This window comes from Turicimonas muris, from assembly GCF_002221595.1.
GTDB classification, from domain to species: domain Bacteria; phylum Pseudomonadota; class Gammaproteobacteria; order Burkholderiales; family Burkholderiaceae_F; genus Turicimonas; species Turicimonas muris.
On the sequence record NZ_NHMP01000003.1, the window covers coordinates 167,654 to 184,349 of the forward strand.

The window sequence follows — 16,696 nt, forward strand, 5'->3', positions numbered from 1 at the left end:
TCCTCCTGCTATCTTTCGCAGCCGCTGCCCGCTCTTTCTTTTTTCTCACTAACTTCACGGTCAAACAGACTCATTTGGTAGGGATTTGAACTGCGTTTCGGTTTATTCAAACTTTGAGCCAAGCTCTGGACGACAACAGCTTTTTCCTCCTCAGAAAAACTCTTATAAATTTTTACAGCTTTTCTTGTCTCGGAATGTTCCTCTGCAACTTTAGAAATTTCACTGGAACTGCCTTCTTCAAGTTTCAGCGACTTATCCAAGCTAAATAAATAATCTTTGATTTTTTCGGCATCAGCGCACGCTCTCAGAATCTCTCTCGGATCGTCTCTTAACGCTTTAATCCATGAATCAACATAGGCGGCGTGATTTGAGGGATCATGAGAAAGTCCGAGAGTTGAGCCGACCATAAAAGAGGAAATTTCTGCTCTGAGTTCTTCTTTCGCATATTCCTCGTCCCCGAAGGATTTTCCAAAAGTTCTGTTTAGTCTTGAAGAATGAGCGGTCCAGTGTCCTAATTCATGAAGCGCAGTATCGTAAAAAGCCTCCGCATTAAAGAACTGTTTTCTTTCAGGCAGAACAATCAGATCTTTTACAGGGTTGTAAAAAGCCCGAGACTGACTTTTTTCTTCAATTTTTGCTCCTGAGGCCTTTAGAAGCTTTTCTGCTGCTTCCACAGGCGTCCAGTCATGCTGAGGTACTTCCAGAGGTTTTATTTTCAGGTTCTCACATTGTCCAACGTTAAAAATCGTAAACGGACAGGGGATCATTCTTTCTTTGACAACGATCTCTTCTCCTTCTTTTTCAGGATTTTCGTCCCGAACCTCAAACCTTCTCCAAAAGATGCAAGGGACTCCTCTTTCTCCTTTTCTGACCGAGCCTCCTAAAGAGCGTGCTTGATTGAAAGTCACCCAACGGTTATCTTCAAATCCGTTAGAGCACTGCATAGCAAAAAGAAGCATCAGGTTAGAGGCTCGATAGAGTTTTCCGGTTACCGCATTCTGCGGAAGAATAAATTGTGACTCCCAACCTTTTTGCCAAGGGGCGCATCCCTTTTCCAATTGCTCTATAAAAAGATCTGCAACCTCATTGACATAAGCATTGTATTTATTGTGAGTATTGCTTGTTTTACTTGCCATGATCTTTATCTCCTTCGGAGACTTGCGCATAAGTTCTTAAGCAAAAATCTTCAAAGAACTTATCTTTCTCTTGGGCAGTAATTGCAGTCTCTTCAAAACAGCCTAAGTCTTCGGCTTCCTTTGCATCAAAAGAAAATTCTTTGGCTGCTGCCGGTTTGCATAAATTTTTAATAAAAACCTTGACAACGATCTTTAATTGTTCTGATTTATTCATTATTTATCTCAACCCTGGAATGTTCATCGGTGCCCCCGGCTCACCGACTTTGTTCAGCTTTTAACGCTCCTGACCTTTTTGTTGCTGCTTCTGCTTAGTAAACTGAACTTCAAGGCCCGGCTGATTCAGAGAAACAGCTATGCCCTTGGCTGCAATGACGTTTTCTGTCATTGTTTTTCCGTCTTTTCCGGTAAATTGTTTCTCTCTGACCTCACCACGAACTTCAAGAGTCATGCCTTCTTTGATTCCCGCAGCTATTCTCTTTGCCGAAACTTCGCTGCCGTAATACTGGACAGTGAAGAACTTCGAATCTTTCTTTTCAAAAGTTCCGTCGGCTTTTTTTTCAAATTCCGGCCTGTAAGCTTTAAATTCAACAACAGAAGTCTTCTGTCCGGCTCGTGGGCCTGACTTAGGAACAATCTGACTGACTGTGGCTTCCTTGTAAACCACGATGGCATTGTTAAACGGTGTGTAATCGTTCATACGATTCTCCTTTTGTTTTCCGCTTGGGTTAAGAGGTGTTTATGCAGACAGCGGACGTCTGGCAGCTCTTCGATATAAATTTTTAGCTTGATTAAAGCTCCTAATCTTCTCAGAGGCTGATTCAGCATCCTCTGAGCCTTCTTGATAATCCGAAGACTGTGATCCGGCAGGAACTTCGACAAGCTGCTTTTTGATTTCTTCTATAAGGCTCCCCACGAATTTGGCGCACTTATCTTCTGTCCAATCTGTAGTCTCAATATTTGCAGTAACTCTTGCTTCAACTTTTCGCAGGGCAGTTTCTGATTCATCTTGACTCTTAGGCGAGGAAGTTTCTTCAATTTCAGCGGTGATCTCAATGGACTCAGGCAACTCCGAGGCTTCGGTATCTTTTTTCGTTTCGGCAGAATCAACCAGATCAAACTGCTTCAGTGCGCCTAAAAGACTGTCTTCGGTTTCCTCGGTTTCCTCGTTTTCCTCTGATTCGGTTTGCATAAGCGACTCTAAGCCGGTATTTTCTTGCCCTTCGGAGTCCGATTCAGCAGCATTGGCGGCCTCGGAAAACGCTGCGGCATAATTTGTTTGAGCAGCTTGTGAGGCATTTTTTACAACTTCATTTAAGTTTGCAAACGGATTGCTGAAACTTTTTACACCGATTTCATTGGTTACAAGGTTATCGAGATAGCAGTGAATCTGCTCCTGAGTCCATTGTGAATCCGGAATATTAGCCATATCAGCCGGCAATGAAGTATCTCCGGTGACAATAGAGTTGGCTGCGTTTTCTTCTTTCAACTCCTCATCAGCTGCGGCACGGATTCTTTGCTCTAACTGAGCGACGAATAAATTAACGTCCTGTATCGGAATATCCGGCGTTTGCCAATTGGCTCTTTTTGTAAACTCAGGATCTTTGTAATAACGGATCTTTTTACAAAGGATCGGCTTGGTATTTTCTAAAGTAACTATCTCATTGTCTGTCCCAAGTTCTTGGATTTCCTGCGGAAGCATTAGAGCTCTTCTTTGATCAGATTGACTTGTCGAGCCGCCGGATTTGCTTGTAGAGGTCGATTTTGACTTAACAGTCTGATAACCAAGCATTTCTGAATATTCATTTGCGTCTGACTGGGTTGCCGGCGACGGCGCATACATAATCATCAGAGCATGGTTGGAGAGCAAAGTAACAGCACCTGCTTTCCCGTAAACGTCTTCTAACTGAGATTTATTCTGAATGATTGTCAACAGTCTCATGTTGTAGCCGGCCATATAAGAGACGGCCTGCTTAATCATGTTGACAGTTCCGATGGAAGTCATCTCATCGAGAAGCACCAAACATTGATACTTCAAAGATTTATCCTGACTTGGCAATTTGCGGGTATTCAAATTCAGCAGCTGATCAAAGAAAAGATTAATCAGAACTCGAGCATCTTTTAGCTTTGTAGGCTCAATCTTGAAGTACACGCTCATTCTTTTTCTGCGGACTTCTCTTAAGTCAAAATCACTTGCGCTTGTAGCCAAATCCACCTTTGGATTCTGAAAACTTAAAAGTGCAGTGTTAAACGTGGCGACAATACTTGCTAAGGTGTTTTCAGAGTTGCTTAGAACTCGGTTTAAAGCATCCACGCAGTTGTTCGAATACGGGTGTCCTTTTTCTTGAGCTTCCTTAAGTTTTTCAAGAAGATGCTCTTTAACGGGTTTGCCTTTGCCGGAAGCCTGACGCAGAATCTCACCTAAAGTATTAGGGAGCTCGGGACTTTCTAATACAAATAAGGCCACGCCTCGGAAAAAGTCTTTGGCATTTTCCGACCAGAACTTATCGTTATTGTTCTCACCGGCATAAAGTGCCTGACCGATGGCATCGATATCACCGAGCCTTTCCGCCGGATCCTCACTGACGTAATCGAGAGGATTGTAGCGATGAGTCTTACCCTCTTCGTCATACGGTGAAAACAAATAAACTTCTTGGCCGCAAGCTTTTCTAAAGCCGGACGTGATATCAAAGTTTTCTCCCTTGATATCTAACACAACCAAAGAGTCGGAATAGTTAAGACAGTTTGGTACCACAACTCCAACACCTTTACCTGAACGGGTAGGCGCAGCCAAAAGAACAAACTGAAATCCGCCGTAAGTCAAGTAGCGGTCTTTAAATTTGCCGACAAGAATCGTTTTATCTAAGCCTTTTTTCGGATCAATTAATCCTGCTTTTTTAACTTCAGCCATAGTTGCAAAACGGGCTGCCCCGTGCAGCGCTCTTTTGTCTTTTGTCAAAACAATCAGAACGGCAAGTCCTACAAGCAGGAGCCAAGGAAAAAAGAAGCAAAAATTGACCGCCAAACGCAGCCATTTATAACCGCTCTCTCGGTACATTGCCCAGTATTGAATAATCGTCCATGGACGAGACATTCCAACCGGCAGCCCGTAAATCTGCATGAAGATAAAACTTGCGGCCCAATAAAATAAGACCAGAAGAACAACACAAGCAAAAATGCCGAATAGGACTTTCTTTGAAGTATCGCTCATGCGCTGACTCCCTTTGTCAGAGGATCAGCATAAAAAATTTCGGTAATATGCCGTCCTTCTTCACGATCGCGGTGAACGTGAACAATGACATCAATTACTTGATGCAGAAGTTTTTGAATGACCTCATAAGGCAGCTGTCTTCCGGTATTAGACTGCAGCACTTTGAGAGCCAAGTATTCAAAAACCTGCTCACAGCTGCCGGCGTGGCAGCTTGTTATTGAGCCTGCATGACCGGAAAGACATATATTTAAAAAATCATATGTTTCTCCGCCTCGAAGTTCAGCAAGAAGAATCCTATCCGGTTTCATTCTCAGACAAGATCTCATCAGACTGGTGGCAGTCACGCTGGAGTCTTCCGTTGCCTCCTGAGTTTGATACCGAAACCCCCTTATTTTCATAATTACTATCTGAAAATAAAAGGAAAATCTCTCTTGACTTTTTTTGGTTATATGTAGTAAAATAATGGTAATAGTATAGAGAGGGGTTTATGCGTTACCACGTCATGTACAGTTCTAATAAAGAGGGGAATCGAAGTGTCTATATCGCTTCCTCCTACAGAAATGAAAAAGGACAAGCCCGGAAAAATATTTATCGCAAATGTGGAAATGAGAAGATGCTGCTTGCGGCAGACCCTCTTGCTATACAAAAAATTAAAGCCGAGGTTGAAGCTCTTAATCGTGAGGCTGCAGCAACTGATCTAAACCAAAGGATGGTTTTAAATAAAAATATTAAAGATCAACTTCTCAAAGAAGCTAAGGACGGCCTGAGCTTAAAAGGAGAAAAGCCGGCGTTACGAGGTCTTGGGTTGGTGGTTTTAAGTCGGCTTTGGAATGAACTTAAACTGCCTTACAAGCTCACTTATCTTAAAAATGGTACGAACGTTCAGTTCGATTTTTCTGAAGTTGTCCGCCAACTGTGTCTTACAAGAATTTTATCCCCTTGGTCAAAGGCTAAAACCAAACGCTTAGTACCAGTCACATATCTCGGTGCTAGGCCGCAGAACCTTTCCGATTACTACAATTGCTTAGATCTGCTCAGCGATAATAAAGAAGCCATTATCAAATATCTGAATAAAAAGCTTTTAGAACAAAATCCTCAACGAGACACGCGAGTGTGCCTCTATGACATTACTACTTACGCCTTTGAAAGCATTCGAGCCGACAGTCTTCGAGAATTCGGTTACTCAAAAGATAAAAAATTTAATGAAGTTCAGGTAGTTATGGCCTTAGCTGCTGACAAAGACGGACTGCCAGTCAGCTATAAACTCTATAAAGGCAATCAGGGAGAATCTCCGACGATGATTCCTTTTGTAGAAGAATTGAAAAAAACTTATGGGGTTGAAAAACTTGTAGTCGTGGCCGATAGGGGCCTTAACAACACGGCCAACATTCACTGCCTGGTCGAGCTTGGTCACGACTATGTATTCTCATCGAAGATTAGAAGCGCTTCCGAGGAAGTCAAGGCCGCTGCCCTTTGCCCGGAAGGAAGAATCTCATATACCGTGGTCGATGATGACGGGGTTGTGGAAGAAAACTGGTACAAAGAGGTCACGCTTGAAACCAAAGTTAACTATCGTTATCCGGAGTTTGCAAAGGAGCATGATAATCCTGCAGAGATAGAACGGCTGGAGAAGATATTAAAGCCCTATGAAACTCGAGCTAAAAATACGAGAAAAAAAGGAACGCTCAAGCGCAGGTACATCGTTACATTCTCTAAAAAGCGCTTTGATAAAGACAGACACGATAGACAAAAGTTTATTGATAAAGCAATAGGGCTAGTTACCCGTCCCTCTACCTTCACAGCGGAAATGAAAAAAGGAGGCAAGGGATTAGTTCGCGTTGAGATTGATAAAGAGAGTTTGAGTTTAGACGAGGAAAAGATCGTTGAGCAGGAGAAGTTCGATGGAATGCATGTGATAGAGACTTCACTGGAAGATCCTGTAGAGGAAATCCTAAGCATCTACAGAGAGCTCTGGCACATAGAGAGCAATTTCCGCCTCTTGAAAAGTCAATTAGAAGCACGACCGGTGTATGTGCGCACTGAGCAACACATCCGCGGTCATTTTCTTTGTTGTTATATCGCATTAGTAATTTCGCGTTTGCTCGAGTACAAGCTCAAATCCAACCAGACCCCAATTTCCATAGAGAAGATCGTGGAAAGTCTCAACGGACTAAGGACGACAAGAATCAAATTAGAGAGACTGCCGGCGGTCTATGCAACTACAGGGATTTCAGACGATGTAAAAAACATCTGCAAAGCCGTATCTATGCCGGTGCTAGAGGACTATGAAACCGCAGCAACCTTGAGAAGGAAACTGGGGCTATCCGGAGATTTGAACAGTTACTTCTCTATCGAGTGAACTACTACTACGAGGAATAAAAAAATGAAAAATTAGAGATACATTGAGGCCCAATAGATATAACAAAATTTCCTCAATTTATTCTCTGAAACTCAGGAAGAACAAACTGAAATCCGCCGTAAGTCAAGTAGCGGTCTTTAAATTTGCCGACAAGAATCGTTTTATCTAAGCCTTTTTTCGGATCAATTAATCCTGCTTTTTTAACTTCAGCCATAGTTGCAAAACGGGCTGCCCCGTGCAGCGCTCTTTTGTCTTTTGTCAAAACAATCAGAACGGCAAGTCCTACAAGCAGGAGCCAAGGAAAAAAGAAGCAAAAATTGACCGCCAAACGCAGCCATTTATAACCGCTCTCTCGGTACATTGCCCAGTATTGAATAATCGTCCATGGACGAGACATTCCAACCGGCAGCCCGTAAATCTGCATGAAGATAAAACTTGCGGCCCAATAAAATAAGACCAGAAGAACAACACAAGCAAAAATGCCGAATAGGACTTTCTTTGAAGTATCGCTCATGCGCTGACTCCCTTTGTCAGAGGATCAGCATAAAAAATTTCGGTAATATGCCGTCCTTCTTCACGATCGCGGTGAACGTGAACAATGACATCAATTACTTGATGCAGAAGTTTTTGAATGACCTCATAAGGCAGCTGTCTTCCGGTATTAGACTGCAGCACTTTGAGAGCCAAGTATTCAAAAACCTGCTCACAGCTGCCGGCGTGGCAGCTTGTTATTGAGCCTGCATGACCGGAAAGACATATATTTAAAAAATCATATGTTTCTCCGCCTCGAAGTTCAGCAAGAAGAATCCTATCCGGTTTCATTCTCAGACAAGATCTCATCAGACTGGTGGCAGTCACGCTGGAGTCTTCCGTTGCCTCGGAAGGATAAAAAAGATTGACCTGATTGCCGTGTTTGGGCAGTCCGTAAAGCAGCTCCGGAACGTCCTCAATTGTGATAATTCTCTGTGAGGACGGAATATGCTGCATTAAAGCCTTCATAAAAGTGGTTTTGCCGGAACCGGTCTCTCCGGCGATGATGATTGTCTTTGCGCACTTAACGCATTCAACCAGAAACTCGGAACGGCTGGCAATTCTTATGGCTTCATCCGGATGAAAAAGATTTTCATAGAGATCGTGCAGTTTCTGAGCATTTGGATCAACGCTGTCGGATTTTCGGATTTTGTTGAAAAAACCGCTTTTTTTGTAATCCTCTATCTCGATAACCGAGCGGGAAATTTTTCTGACCGTAAGGCTCACTGTTCCGCTTTTACAAGCAGGAGGCATTACAAACTGGGCTCGTTCACCGTCCGGCAGTTCTACTGATAGGACAGGATTACCGCTATCGAAAACTTTATTTTCACCTCCGAAAACTGCAGCCGCATTGCCCAAAGAAAGAAGATAGTCGTATGTAACTGCCGGATCTTCAATCTTGGCCCATCCCCCCGACTCTTCAACCCACACAATCCCCGGAGAGTTAACGGCAACTTCCGTAATATCGCTTCTGTCTAAATACTTCTGCAAAGCTTTTTTTAATAGATTTCTAAGAACTGCATCGTGGGCTATTGCTCTTCCCATGCTGTCCTCCTTTTCTTCTTATTTTCAAATGCCTGTCTTTTGCCCCATAAATCGTGGGGCATTTGTTTACTTCGCACATATATCTCCGTCATCTCTGCATTCCTCCGGTTCTTTTCTCGACAACGGCTGCCTTTGGAAGCGGTTTACCGGCTTGTTCTAATTCGACGAATTTTCTGTAGAGAGTTTTTATTTCCGGTTCGGCATCCGTTATCTTGGAGTACTTGAAGTTCATGGCCTTGACGTGTTCTGCCAACACTTCCATTCCTCCCGGAGACAATTTCACTTCCGGCTTTTGACGGGCGATTTCTTTAACGTTTGCCTTAGCAATTGTCACCAGATCTCTTGGACTTAATTTGTCAACTTCTTTAAAGCCGTGTTCATATAACCAAACTGAAGTTTTGCTTTTTAACCCATTGAACCAACGAATTAAGGAAGGCTCTGTCACTGCATGAAGAGCACAACTTTCTACCAAGTAAGCACAAACCTCTTCCTTATAACCTTTTGACTTTTTTGTAATCTGGGCCAGTGTCAATTGCGACTGAGCATACAGCCCAATTGGATCACTTTTCGCCACTAAATGCTCAAGCAAGCTTGGAGCTTCTTCAATAATTGGCTGAAGTTTATTTTTGAAAAAGGTGTCATATGCCATATGAATACCAAGCTCGTGGAGCAAAACACTTGGAGCAGAAACGGCGGAAAGATTTTCAGCTACAAGAACTGCAATTTTTTTAGATTTCGAATAAAACCCTTGAATATTGTTAGCGTCAGAACGCAGGTTCCTCTTCGCCCTTTCAATAGCATTCCTTAAAGCAGGTGTATAATCAACGTCAAGATAATTATCCTCGTGCGACTTCGTAGACTGAGGTTCGGTATGTTTTCTCTCAGTAGTCTGTAAACAAGAGGAGAGCGGGACCGAAGCCGCTTGATCAGGAAAGATGAGCGCGCCTGATATTTTTATCCACTGATTGCCCCATAGATTTTGGGGCAATTCTTTTTTGCGAACCGGTCGAACGGTAACTACCTCTAAACGGTTCGATTTCTCATTAAGAGTACAAACTATCCCGTACTGATGCTTGGAAGAATAGAAAACATATTTCAAAGGATTCAGTTGATACAACTGAGAACTATTCTTCAAAACCTCTACCAATCCTTTTAAAGAACCTTCAGTTTTGTTTTCTTCTTTAGGAAAAAAGTCTCTGTTAGGAAACTCTATTACATTCCCAGTTAAATGCCGGGAACCTGCTCCTCTATGAACAAAAGGAATATGAAAGCCTATCCTTACAACAATTGGGCAAGCAGGAAAACCTTCCTTAAGATGAGGAAGCTCTGCGATAATTCCCTCCTCGTTATCCGGAGTTGCAAGTTCATCTGGAACAATGTTTTTTGTTTTTTTATGAATCTTCGAAGCGATAGAGATTCCATCAAGCTCATCAGTTTGCAGCTTTTCTATCACTCTCAAAAAGCCGCAAAGAAGCAAGTTGTCTATAGTACTTTTTCCAAAATAGTCACAAAGCGAAGCCAAAATGACATCTCTTCTTTGATGAGTTTTATTCAATCCTGTAGACATAGCCATCCTTTTTATCGTTGCAATCCGCTTTTCGGCTTCTCGACAACAGCTGCCTTTGGAAGAGGTTTTCCTGCCTGTTCCAGCTCAACGAATTTTCTGTAGAGAGTTTTTATTTCCGGTTCGGCATCCGTTATCTTGGAGTACTTGAAGTTCATGGCCTTGACGTGTTCTGCCAACACTTTCATTCCTTCCGGAGACAATTTCACTTCAGGCTTTTGACGGGCGATTTCTTTAACGTTTGCCTTGGCAATTGTCACCAGATCTTGCGTTTTTAGTCTGCTTACATCTAGAACCCCATGTTCAGAAAGCCAAACTTTCACGGTTGAGGTGACTTCCTGAAACCATCGTTGAACTTTCGGAGTTTTATTGATTTCCTTTGCAGCTTCTTCAATAAGATATCCGCAGACTTCCTCTTTGTAATTTTTAAAGAACGGGTGCACATTTGAGTCAGAAAGTCTTTTCTGGACTTTTTCCATTAAAGGATCTTTTCCTTTTAATCCTTCTTGGAAAAGTTCATTAGCCTGTGTAATCAGTCTTTCGGTTCTTTCTTTAAACTGCGAATCCCGTGACATATGCACGCCGATTTCATGAAGCACAACGGCAACTGCATTTTCTTTGGTTAGGTTGTCGGCAACGATATAAGAGCACTTTCTCTTGGGATCGTAAAAACCCAGGACTTTTTCGTTTAGAGGCTCTTGAACCGACAAAGTTTGGAAGTTACCCTCTCGTTCTTTTGTGGCGTGAATGAAAAGGGCCTCCTTCTGATTTTGAGCAATGTAAAGTTTGTTGGCCTTAATAAGCTGAACGATTCCGTTTTCACCGAACTCTTTGGTTAGAAGTTCTCTAATGTCCAAACGAGGGGTCCCGACTTTTTCTGTTATTTCTCTCGAATAAAGCTCTACTCCCTTTTTTGTTTCTTTATTTTTAATAACGGCAAAGAGTTCTCTGAATTTATCGCATACCTTCTTTACATCTTCTCCGTCCAAGTACGGATAGAAGTTATCTTTTCCTAGAGATTTTTCACTGAAAGCGGCATTAGTCAGGAAATCATTTTGTATGTTAAGTTCTTTACAGCGATACTGAACAAAGGCTTCAAAACTTCTGGCAGATTCTTCTATTTTCGACTGCCAATAAGCGTTTTTCTTCTTCATTCTTTGATGCATTGAAGAAGCTCTTATTGCTTCTACCACATCTCCCCACGCATGAAAAACTTGCGGACGCAGCTTGGTTTCATGCTCGAAGTGAATTTCTCTGAGGTCGTCTTTAGTAATTTGGTGTTTCAACGAATAGGTCACGCTTCTGCCGTCTTTAAATGCAGCGTGATGAGTAACGGTCTCCAACACAAGGCCTGTGCTTACGGCGGGAAACAAAGGGTTTGATGTAAGTTTGCTTTCAATTGATTCCACAACCGCATCGGGCGTTTTTGAGTAGGCTTCAATTTGTCTGCGCAGATTTTCTTTATAAGCCTCTGATAGACCGAACCTTACAGGTTCAGCCTTGTCGCTTAGGAATTTGCTTTCGAAGAGTTTCGCTTCATATAGATCACAAGCCATGTGGTGATCCAGTGCATGAAACCATTCATGCGCCAAACTCGAATATCCCTTAGTTTTTGTCAGATTAATCAGTCGATTTTGCGGGTCATAGTGAGCAGAAGCAGAGCCGAATCCTCGGGAACCAAAACAAAGTCCCAGTTCACCGTTCAGAGCAACGGCCTTAGGAGGTATGTTTAAAATTTCTGCCAGATCTTTGAGAGAATCAAAAGCATTGTTAAGCATCCACTGACGCTCTCTGCCGTGTTTGCCTTGTTTTACCCAATTACCGAATTCGACGCCACGGAAACCGAACGTTGACATAAACATTTCCGGCGTAGCGTCTTTTCCTTGCCGCCAATCAGTCCCAATTCTTTCACGAATAGGTGAATTTCCTCTCCAATCCTTCTCGCTTTTTGAATACTCCGTCCTTAGTTCAAGATATTTGCTTTCAAACTCTTCTTGATGTCTGAGCACATAATCCCAAAAATCCGCGTCGGATTTAAAAGCTATCCTTTCGGTAAGTTGAAGCTCTATGCTGCCCTGTTTTCCATAGATTTCATAAGTATGAGATTGACGGTCCCCGCGCCCAAACAATCGAATAGCTGAAATCTTTTTGGGTTTATCTTCCTTTTGTTCATCTTCTTGCTTTTCAGCCTCTAAATACCTTTGCAGAGAAATACTCAATTGCCGATTTAAATTTTGCTTAAATTCCTCTTCATCTTTGCCGACAACAACAGCTATATAAGGAATTCTTTCTCCGTCTTCGTCCAGAAAACACAGAGGATGTTTCTCTTTGGCGTTATTTTCATTAAAACCGACTGCAATTTGAAAGGGGTAATCGTTAATATCCGAACCATCACTCAATTTCCAATCATTAGCAGTGGGAATGGCTTTTGCGTTTCGGAATACACCCATTCTCAAAAAAGGCCAGAACTTACCATCGGCTAGAGATAGAACCTCATAACTTTCTTTTCCTATTCCATAAAATCTATCAAAAGCTCTGACATCTCCTACTTCTGGAGCATCCTCTCCAAAGAGCACCTGACGGTGCAGACCGATTGCGGTTAACGCTGTTTTTAAGTAACCTTGATAACGAGGCGAGCTTTGTGCAGGCTTTCTGCCGCTCATAGTTCCTCTAACAAGCCAGAGGCATGCGGCAGCCTTCGGATTAATTTTTTGAAGTTCTATTATCGAATCTTTGGGCCAAACTGAATCCAATGGCTCCCTTGATAGACGTTTCTCCAGTTCGCTTTGCTCGTCATAGAGAAACTGATTTGATTGTCTATTGACTCTGACTTTGCCTTTGCGGGTGTTGTTCAGATCCTCTCCGAAGTCTTCCAATTTCAGAGAGCCGTCTTTGTTGTGTTTAAGACTGTCTCGGTGTTTGAAAAAATCATTGTCTGCTTTTCTTTCTATTTCAAACAAAGCGGCAACATCCGCTTGAGTCAGACCGGACTGCTTAAGAAGTTCTGTATTTTGTGAAATATCAAAGACGGTACTAGCGAGAATTCTGAGTGCTCCGGCTCTAGCAAGAAGTTTGTTTCCTTTTTTATCAAGTTCTTTGCCTGCCTTCATTAATTCACAGCTGCGTTTGAATCGGTTTTCAAGCGAAAGCCGATTTCCAGCAGGCAAATAATATGAAGGATTTTTGTCCTGTAAGTACCCTAAAATTTCTGGTGTCAGGGCACTTAGGACTTTTTCAGCAGGTTCCCGCAGAGATGGATCTTTGTTTGGCAGCTCTTGTATCCACTCCAAGACGGAGCTATTCCGAGGAATTGGGTTCTTCACCTTATTGAAGTCTTTCTGTTGATAGACAGGAAAGAAAAAATCAAATCCAAGCTGTTCAGCCATCAATCTAGCCATATCATCCTCACTCTTTGTTATCGTTCTCGTTGTTTTTCAGCCGTCTTAGCCGGTTCTCCCGCTTTTTGCGGTTGTTCCTTATTAATCTTTAAAGTCACTCCCTTTTCTTGAGCGGCCAAAAACATATCTGCCAACTTAGATCGAAATGCGGGTTTTAAATCAGGATGTTGTTGGAACTCCTCTTGTTTGATATGAGCTTGATAGACGCTCTCAAAAGTTTTTTTATTCTCCTCTGACAAGTTACCTAACTTATTGTCAGTCTCGATTCTCTGCTCTTCAATTTTTATGAGTTCACGGTTAATTGCGACTACTTCAACGCAGTCAGCCATCAATCCGCTAATTTCACATCTTGCAAATACCGGTTCGTCTACAGTCTCCGATTTAACTTCAACAACTTCCCATTCCTTTTCAAATTTTTCTATGGCTTTTTCTTCATTTTCGTCCAAATCGAGAGGAAGCTCGTCTGTTGACCCGGAAAGATAAGGTGCCCATTGCCTGCCCACATAAAGAGGCCGGGCATACTCAAGCCTGTCTTTAAATTCCATTTCTTTTTTCCTTAAGGATTGGTTTGTCTCAGCTAGTCGTGCAAATTGAAATTAGTTTTATTTATTTTTCTTTTTCTTTTGATTGTTGTTTGATTTGGACTCTTACGGCATTACGGCTTGGTGCATTGATGTCGTAGCGGTTCAAAGAAATTTTTATTCCTTGTTCTTGTGCACTAAGAAACACTGAAGTGAGTTTTTCTTCAAGTCCTTCTGCAAGCTGCGGATGCTCTTTAAATTCTTTTGTTTTTCTGTACGCATCCAGCAGCGTCTGCAATGTTCTCTGATTTTCTTCATTGACCTTAGCCCGTAGGTCCCACTTTTTCTGAGCCTTTTCTACTATTGGAAGGAGCACCGCTTCAGCTATGGATTTAGCTTCGGGACGAACTTTTATCTTAACTATTTGATTCTCTGAATGAAATACTTTCTTCCAAGGCTCTTGGATATTCTTAGCATAGAAAGAAAAATCTTTTCGGAAATGCTTATAGGGTTCTTGTGATACGTAGCCTAGAACGCTAAACCTGGAGATATCTTTTTTATCCTTGTCAGAGAGCTTGCTTTTATCCAGCACAATTGTGAAACTGTTAGTCTTTTCATTGAATCCTGTATAGCCAACGACCGGAGGATTACTGAAGTTATGCCAGATATTCAAATTCATGTACCGTTGCCGACAGTGCTCTGTCAAATCAGGCAGGTAATCAACGATATCTTCAAAGCTGTGTCCTCTTACCGGCTCGCTTGTTTCAAAGAACTCTTTGACTTTATATTTGAGGGCCCGCTGATAAATAGCCAGTTTTTCTTTAACTTGATTTTCATCAACTGCAGGGATAATCATTGAACCGTCAGGATTGAGAGTTCGTTCAATAAAATGCCGTTCCGGACCATGTAGTTCATACTTGCAGTCCAAAAAATGAAAATCTATTGTGTAGTATGGCTTGCTGATCTTTTCTGCCGGAGAGCCAAAATATCCCCAAAAATCAGAATGCAATTTACGCTGCAGACGATTTGAAAAGTCTTTTTCAAAAATTTTCAAAACTTCTTCTTTTGATAATTCATCTACTGTTTTTTTCATTAATTTCTCCTGAAGTTTGGCAAAATAGCTAAATCAGATTGGCGGCTTGCGCAATCCTCACCGTGCTTTTAGGATTGGGAAATGGAAAGTTATCCGCCAATTTTTGATTACAAGGACGACTATTAATGACAAAACTAAATCCATGCCATCCCGGGCTAATCATTGAAGACGTCCTCACTGCTTTTAAGATCACGCCGGCTGCCTTAGCGAAGGCATTGAAGATCTCTCCTTCAACTGTTTCCAGAATCATCTCTGGAAAGATGGGTATTTCAGCGGATTTAGCTTTGCGTGTGCAAAAAACTTTAGGTATCAGTGCCCGCTTGCTTCTTGATATGCAAAGTGCATATGATCTTCGACAAGCGGAAATCAACGTTGAAAAAACGGGTTTGCTGCTTTCTCTTCCGGCCTTGGTTGAGAAAGTCTCTCTTACGCACAATTGAGGCTTCTTTAGCCTAAAAGCTTGAAGGAAATATTTGATGTCCCAAAAAAAACTTAATAAGTTCTCAGTGGACGATGAAATAAACCAATTCTGCGAAGATCTTATTTCTTCAGTCCGGCAGATGAAACAAGGCAAAGTTGAAAGAAAAACTTTTGTGGTTCCTATTGTCGAAACACGAAAGAAAACCGGCTTAACCCAAGAAGATTTTGTAAAATAGTATCTCATTTCTCCTTACCTCTTTATCGGATTAAGCTGATAGACACCCGAAAAATCAACGTCTCTGGCAACAAAAATGCCGATTCGCTCACCTTGATTTTTTGTCAGTGTCGGAGGAATATTGCCGCTTTGACGCATAGCCTCTTCAATGATTTTTTCCATGCCGTCTTGGGAATTTTGGTAGTAGTTAACGCCGCCGGAATTCTCAGTCTGTTTTGTCATCGCAAAGTCAAACCCGTCTTGCACTAAAGTAAACAGAAGAGCGTTTCCAAAACGTGCCCACCAATGAAAATCAATGTTTCCAGCAAGACCGGAGCCGCCCAAGGAATCGGTGCCCGGAGAGTCAAGCATGACTCTTACACCCTTTGGTGTTTGAACCTGCGTCCAGAGAACAAAGATTCTGTTAAGACCGTTTTCGACGGCTCCTTTGTACTCACCAATCGCTTTAGAGCCTTTCTCAATTAATAAAACTTTGCCGTTTGCTGAATAGATATCCTGCGGAATAACACAGCTTGTCATGCCCGGGACAGTCGTATCAAGCTTAGTTTCCAAAATGCAGTCAATAAACGTGCCCTTTGCTAAAAGCAGGTTCCTATCGGGCATCATGACGGCTCGTGTAGCCGGTGTTGCCATTCCATGCATTAAAGAACCGAGCTTTCCGCCGGCACCGGAACTAACATATCCTTCCTGCTCTTCTTCACGCAGGGTGCTTGCAAATCCTTTTTTAGCTCCCGAGCCGCCGTCAGAGGTGCCTGCGGATTCACCCATCATCGGGGCCATATTGCGTTTTTCTGCCAATGTCGGCTCCTTCTTTTGCTCTTTTGCCGGAGCACCGAATCCTTGAGGTGCCCCCTGTTCAATTCTCGGAGGCTCTGCAAATACTGTAACCGGAGTTGCAGGAATAGGAACCGGCTCAACCGGAGGCTTTTCCTCTTCAGTTTTTGTTGAAGTTCAGGTTTTGGTTCGGGAGGAGTAATCGACTCCAAAGACGGCAAAATCAAAGATTTTGCTGAGTTGTAATGAATAGGCTCTTTTTCCTTTGTTTCAACTGACTTTGGAGCAAATTTCTGATAAAAACCAACACTAATGCAGGCTAAAAGAAACAAAGCCAAGCAGACACCGATTACAGCTCCCTTTTTAGACTTGTTTTTTCTTTTTCCGGCAACGCTCGGAATGCCCTTACTCGT

15 protein-coding genes are annotated in these 16,696 nt (G+C 42.3%); 3 read left to right on the plus strand and 12 right to left on the minus strand.

Features of this window, described 5'->3' with window-relative positions:
• Window positions 1–8 precede the first annotated feature (8 nt).
• The 5 genes from ADH67_RS06090 to ADH67_RS06110 are packed head-to-tail and all read right to left on the minus strand — an operon-like array spanning window position 9 to window position 4,742.
• Entirely contained in the window at window positions 9–1,136 is a 1,128-nt protein-coding gene (locus ADH67_RS06090) for an ArdC family protein (protein WP_066593123.1), read from the minus strand.
• Window positions 1,126–1,350: a hypothetical protein gene (locus ADH67_RS06095; RefSeq protein WP_066593125.1), complete on the minus strand. Its 225-nt coding sequence runs from the start codon at window positions 1,348–1,350 to the stop codon at window positions 1,126–1,128. The genes ADH67_RS06090 and ADH67_RS06095 overlap by 11 nt, the downstream gene beginning before the upstream one ends.
• Window positions 1,351–1,410: 60 nt before the next feature.
• Complete coding sequence (locus ADH67_RS06100; RefSeq protein ID WP_066593127.1) at window positions 1,411–1,833, minus strand: hypothetical protein; 423 nt, start codon at window positions 1,831–1,833, stop codon at window positions 1,411–1,413.
• Window positions 1,834–1,872: 39 nt separating this feature from the next.
• On the minus strand, window positions 1,873–4,344 hold the full coding sequence (locus tag ADH67_RS06105) for a type IV secretory system conjugative DNA transfer family protein (RefSeq protein ID WP_089275717.1): 2,472 nt from the start codon (window positions 4,342–4,344) through the stop codon (window positions 1,873–1,875).
• Entirely contained in the window at window positions 4,341–4,742 is a 402-nt protein-coding gene (locus ADH67_RS06110; protein WP_084081481.1) for an ATPase, T2SS/T4P/T4SS family, read from the minus strand. The genes ADH67_RS06105 and ADH67_RS06110 overlap by 4 nt, the downstream gene beginning before the upstream one ends.
• An 89-nt stretch (window positions 4,743–4,831) precedes the next feature.
• Here ADH67_RS06110 and ADH67_RS06115 point away from each other — a divergent pair, with 89 nt between their 5' ends.
• On the plus strand, window positions 4,832–6,703 hold the full coding sequence (locus ADH67_RS06115) for an IS1634 family transposase (protein WP_089275718.1): 1,872 nt from the start codon (window positions 4,832–4,834) through the stop codon (window positions 6,701–6,703).
• Window positions 6,704–6,776: 73 nt separating this feature from the next.
• Here ADH67_RS06115 and ADH67_RS06120 read toward each other — a convergent pair whose 3' ends face one another.
• From ADH67_RS06120 to ADH67_RS06145, 6 genes are all read right to left on the minus strand, one after another.
• A complete protein-coding gene (locus ADH67_RS06120; RefSeq protein WP_066593129.1) occupies window positions 6,777–7,217 on the minus strand; it encodes a hypothetical protein in 441 nt (146 codons plus the stop codon).
• A complete protein-coding gene (gene virB11, locus ADH67_RS06125) occupies window positions 7,214–8,278 on the minus strand; it encodes a P-type DNA transfer ATPase VirB11 (RefSeq protein WP_066593130.1) in 1,065 nt (354 codons plus the stop codon). Before virB11 ends, ADH67_RS06120 begins: the two co-directional genes overlap by 4 nt.
• A gap of 88 nt (window positions 8,279–8,366) precedes the next feature.
• Window positions 8,367–9,851, minus strand: coding sequence for a hypothetical protein (locus ADH67_RS06130; RefSeq protein WP_158212631.1), 1,485 nt, complete (start codon window positions 9,849–9,851; stop codon window positions 8,367–8,369).
• A gap of 5 nt (window positions 9,852–9,856) precedes the next feature.
• Entirely contained in the window at window positions 9,857–13,240 is a 3,384-nt protein-coding gene (locus ADH67_RS06135; protein ID WP_066593132.1) for an LPD1 domain-containing protein, read from the minus strand.
• A 17-nt stretch (window positions 13,241–13,257) separates the two neighbouring features.
• Window positions 13,258–13,785, minus strand: coding sequence for a hypothetical protein (locus ADH67_RS06140; protein ID WP_066593133.1), 528 nt, complete (start codon window positions 13,783–13,785; stop codon window positions 13,258–13,260).
• Window positions 13,786–13,846: 61 nt separating this feature from the next.
• On the minus strand, window positions 13,847–14,854 hold the full coding sequence (locus tag ADH67_RS06145; protein WP_066593135.1) for a hypothetical protein: 1,008 nt from the start codon (window positions 14,852–14,854) through the stop codon (window positions 13,847–13,849).
• Window positions 14,855–14,979: 125 nt separating this feature from the next.
• Between ADH67_RS06145 and ADH67_RS06150 the strand changes: the two genes are divergently transcribed.
• Together ADH67_RS06150 and ADH67_RS06155 are read left to right on the plus strand one after the other, a co-directional pair.
• Window positions 14,980–15,294: a HigA family addiction module antitoxin gene (locus ADH67_RS06150; protein ID WP_066593137.1), complete on the plus strand. Its 315-nt coding sequence runs from the start codon at window positions 14,980–14,982 to the stop codon at window positions 15,292–15,294.
• A gap of 36 nt (window positions 15,295–15,330) precedes the next feature.
• Window positions 15,331–15,510 (plus strand): hypothetical protein, encoded by a 180-nt coding sequence (locus ADH67_RS06155; RefSeq protein WP_066593139.1) that lies wholly within the window; start codon window positions 15,331–15,333, stop codon window positions 15,508–15,510.
• Between the two features lie 14 nt (window positions 15,511–15,524).
• Here ADH67_RS06155 and virB10 read toward each other — a convergent pair whose 3' ends face one another.
• Window positions 15,525–16,307 carry a type IV secretion system protein VirB10 gene (gene virB10 / locus ADH67_RS13455; RefSeq protein WP_236578520.1) on the minus strand — a complete coding sequence of 261 codons (783 nt, stop codon included), beginning with the start codon at window positions 16,305–16,307 and terminating at the stop codon, window positions 15,525–15,527.
• Window positions 16,308–16,696: the final 389 nt, after the last annotated feature.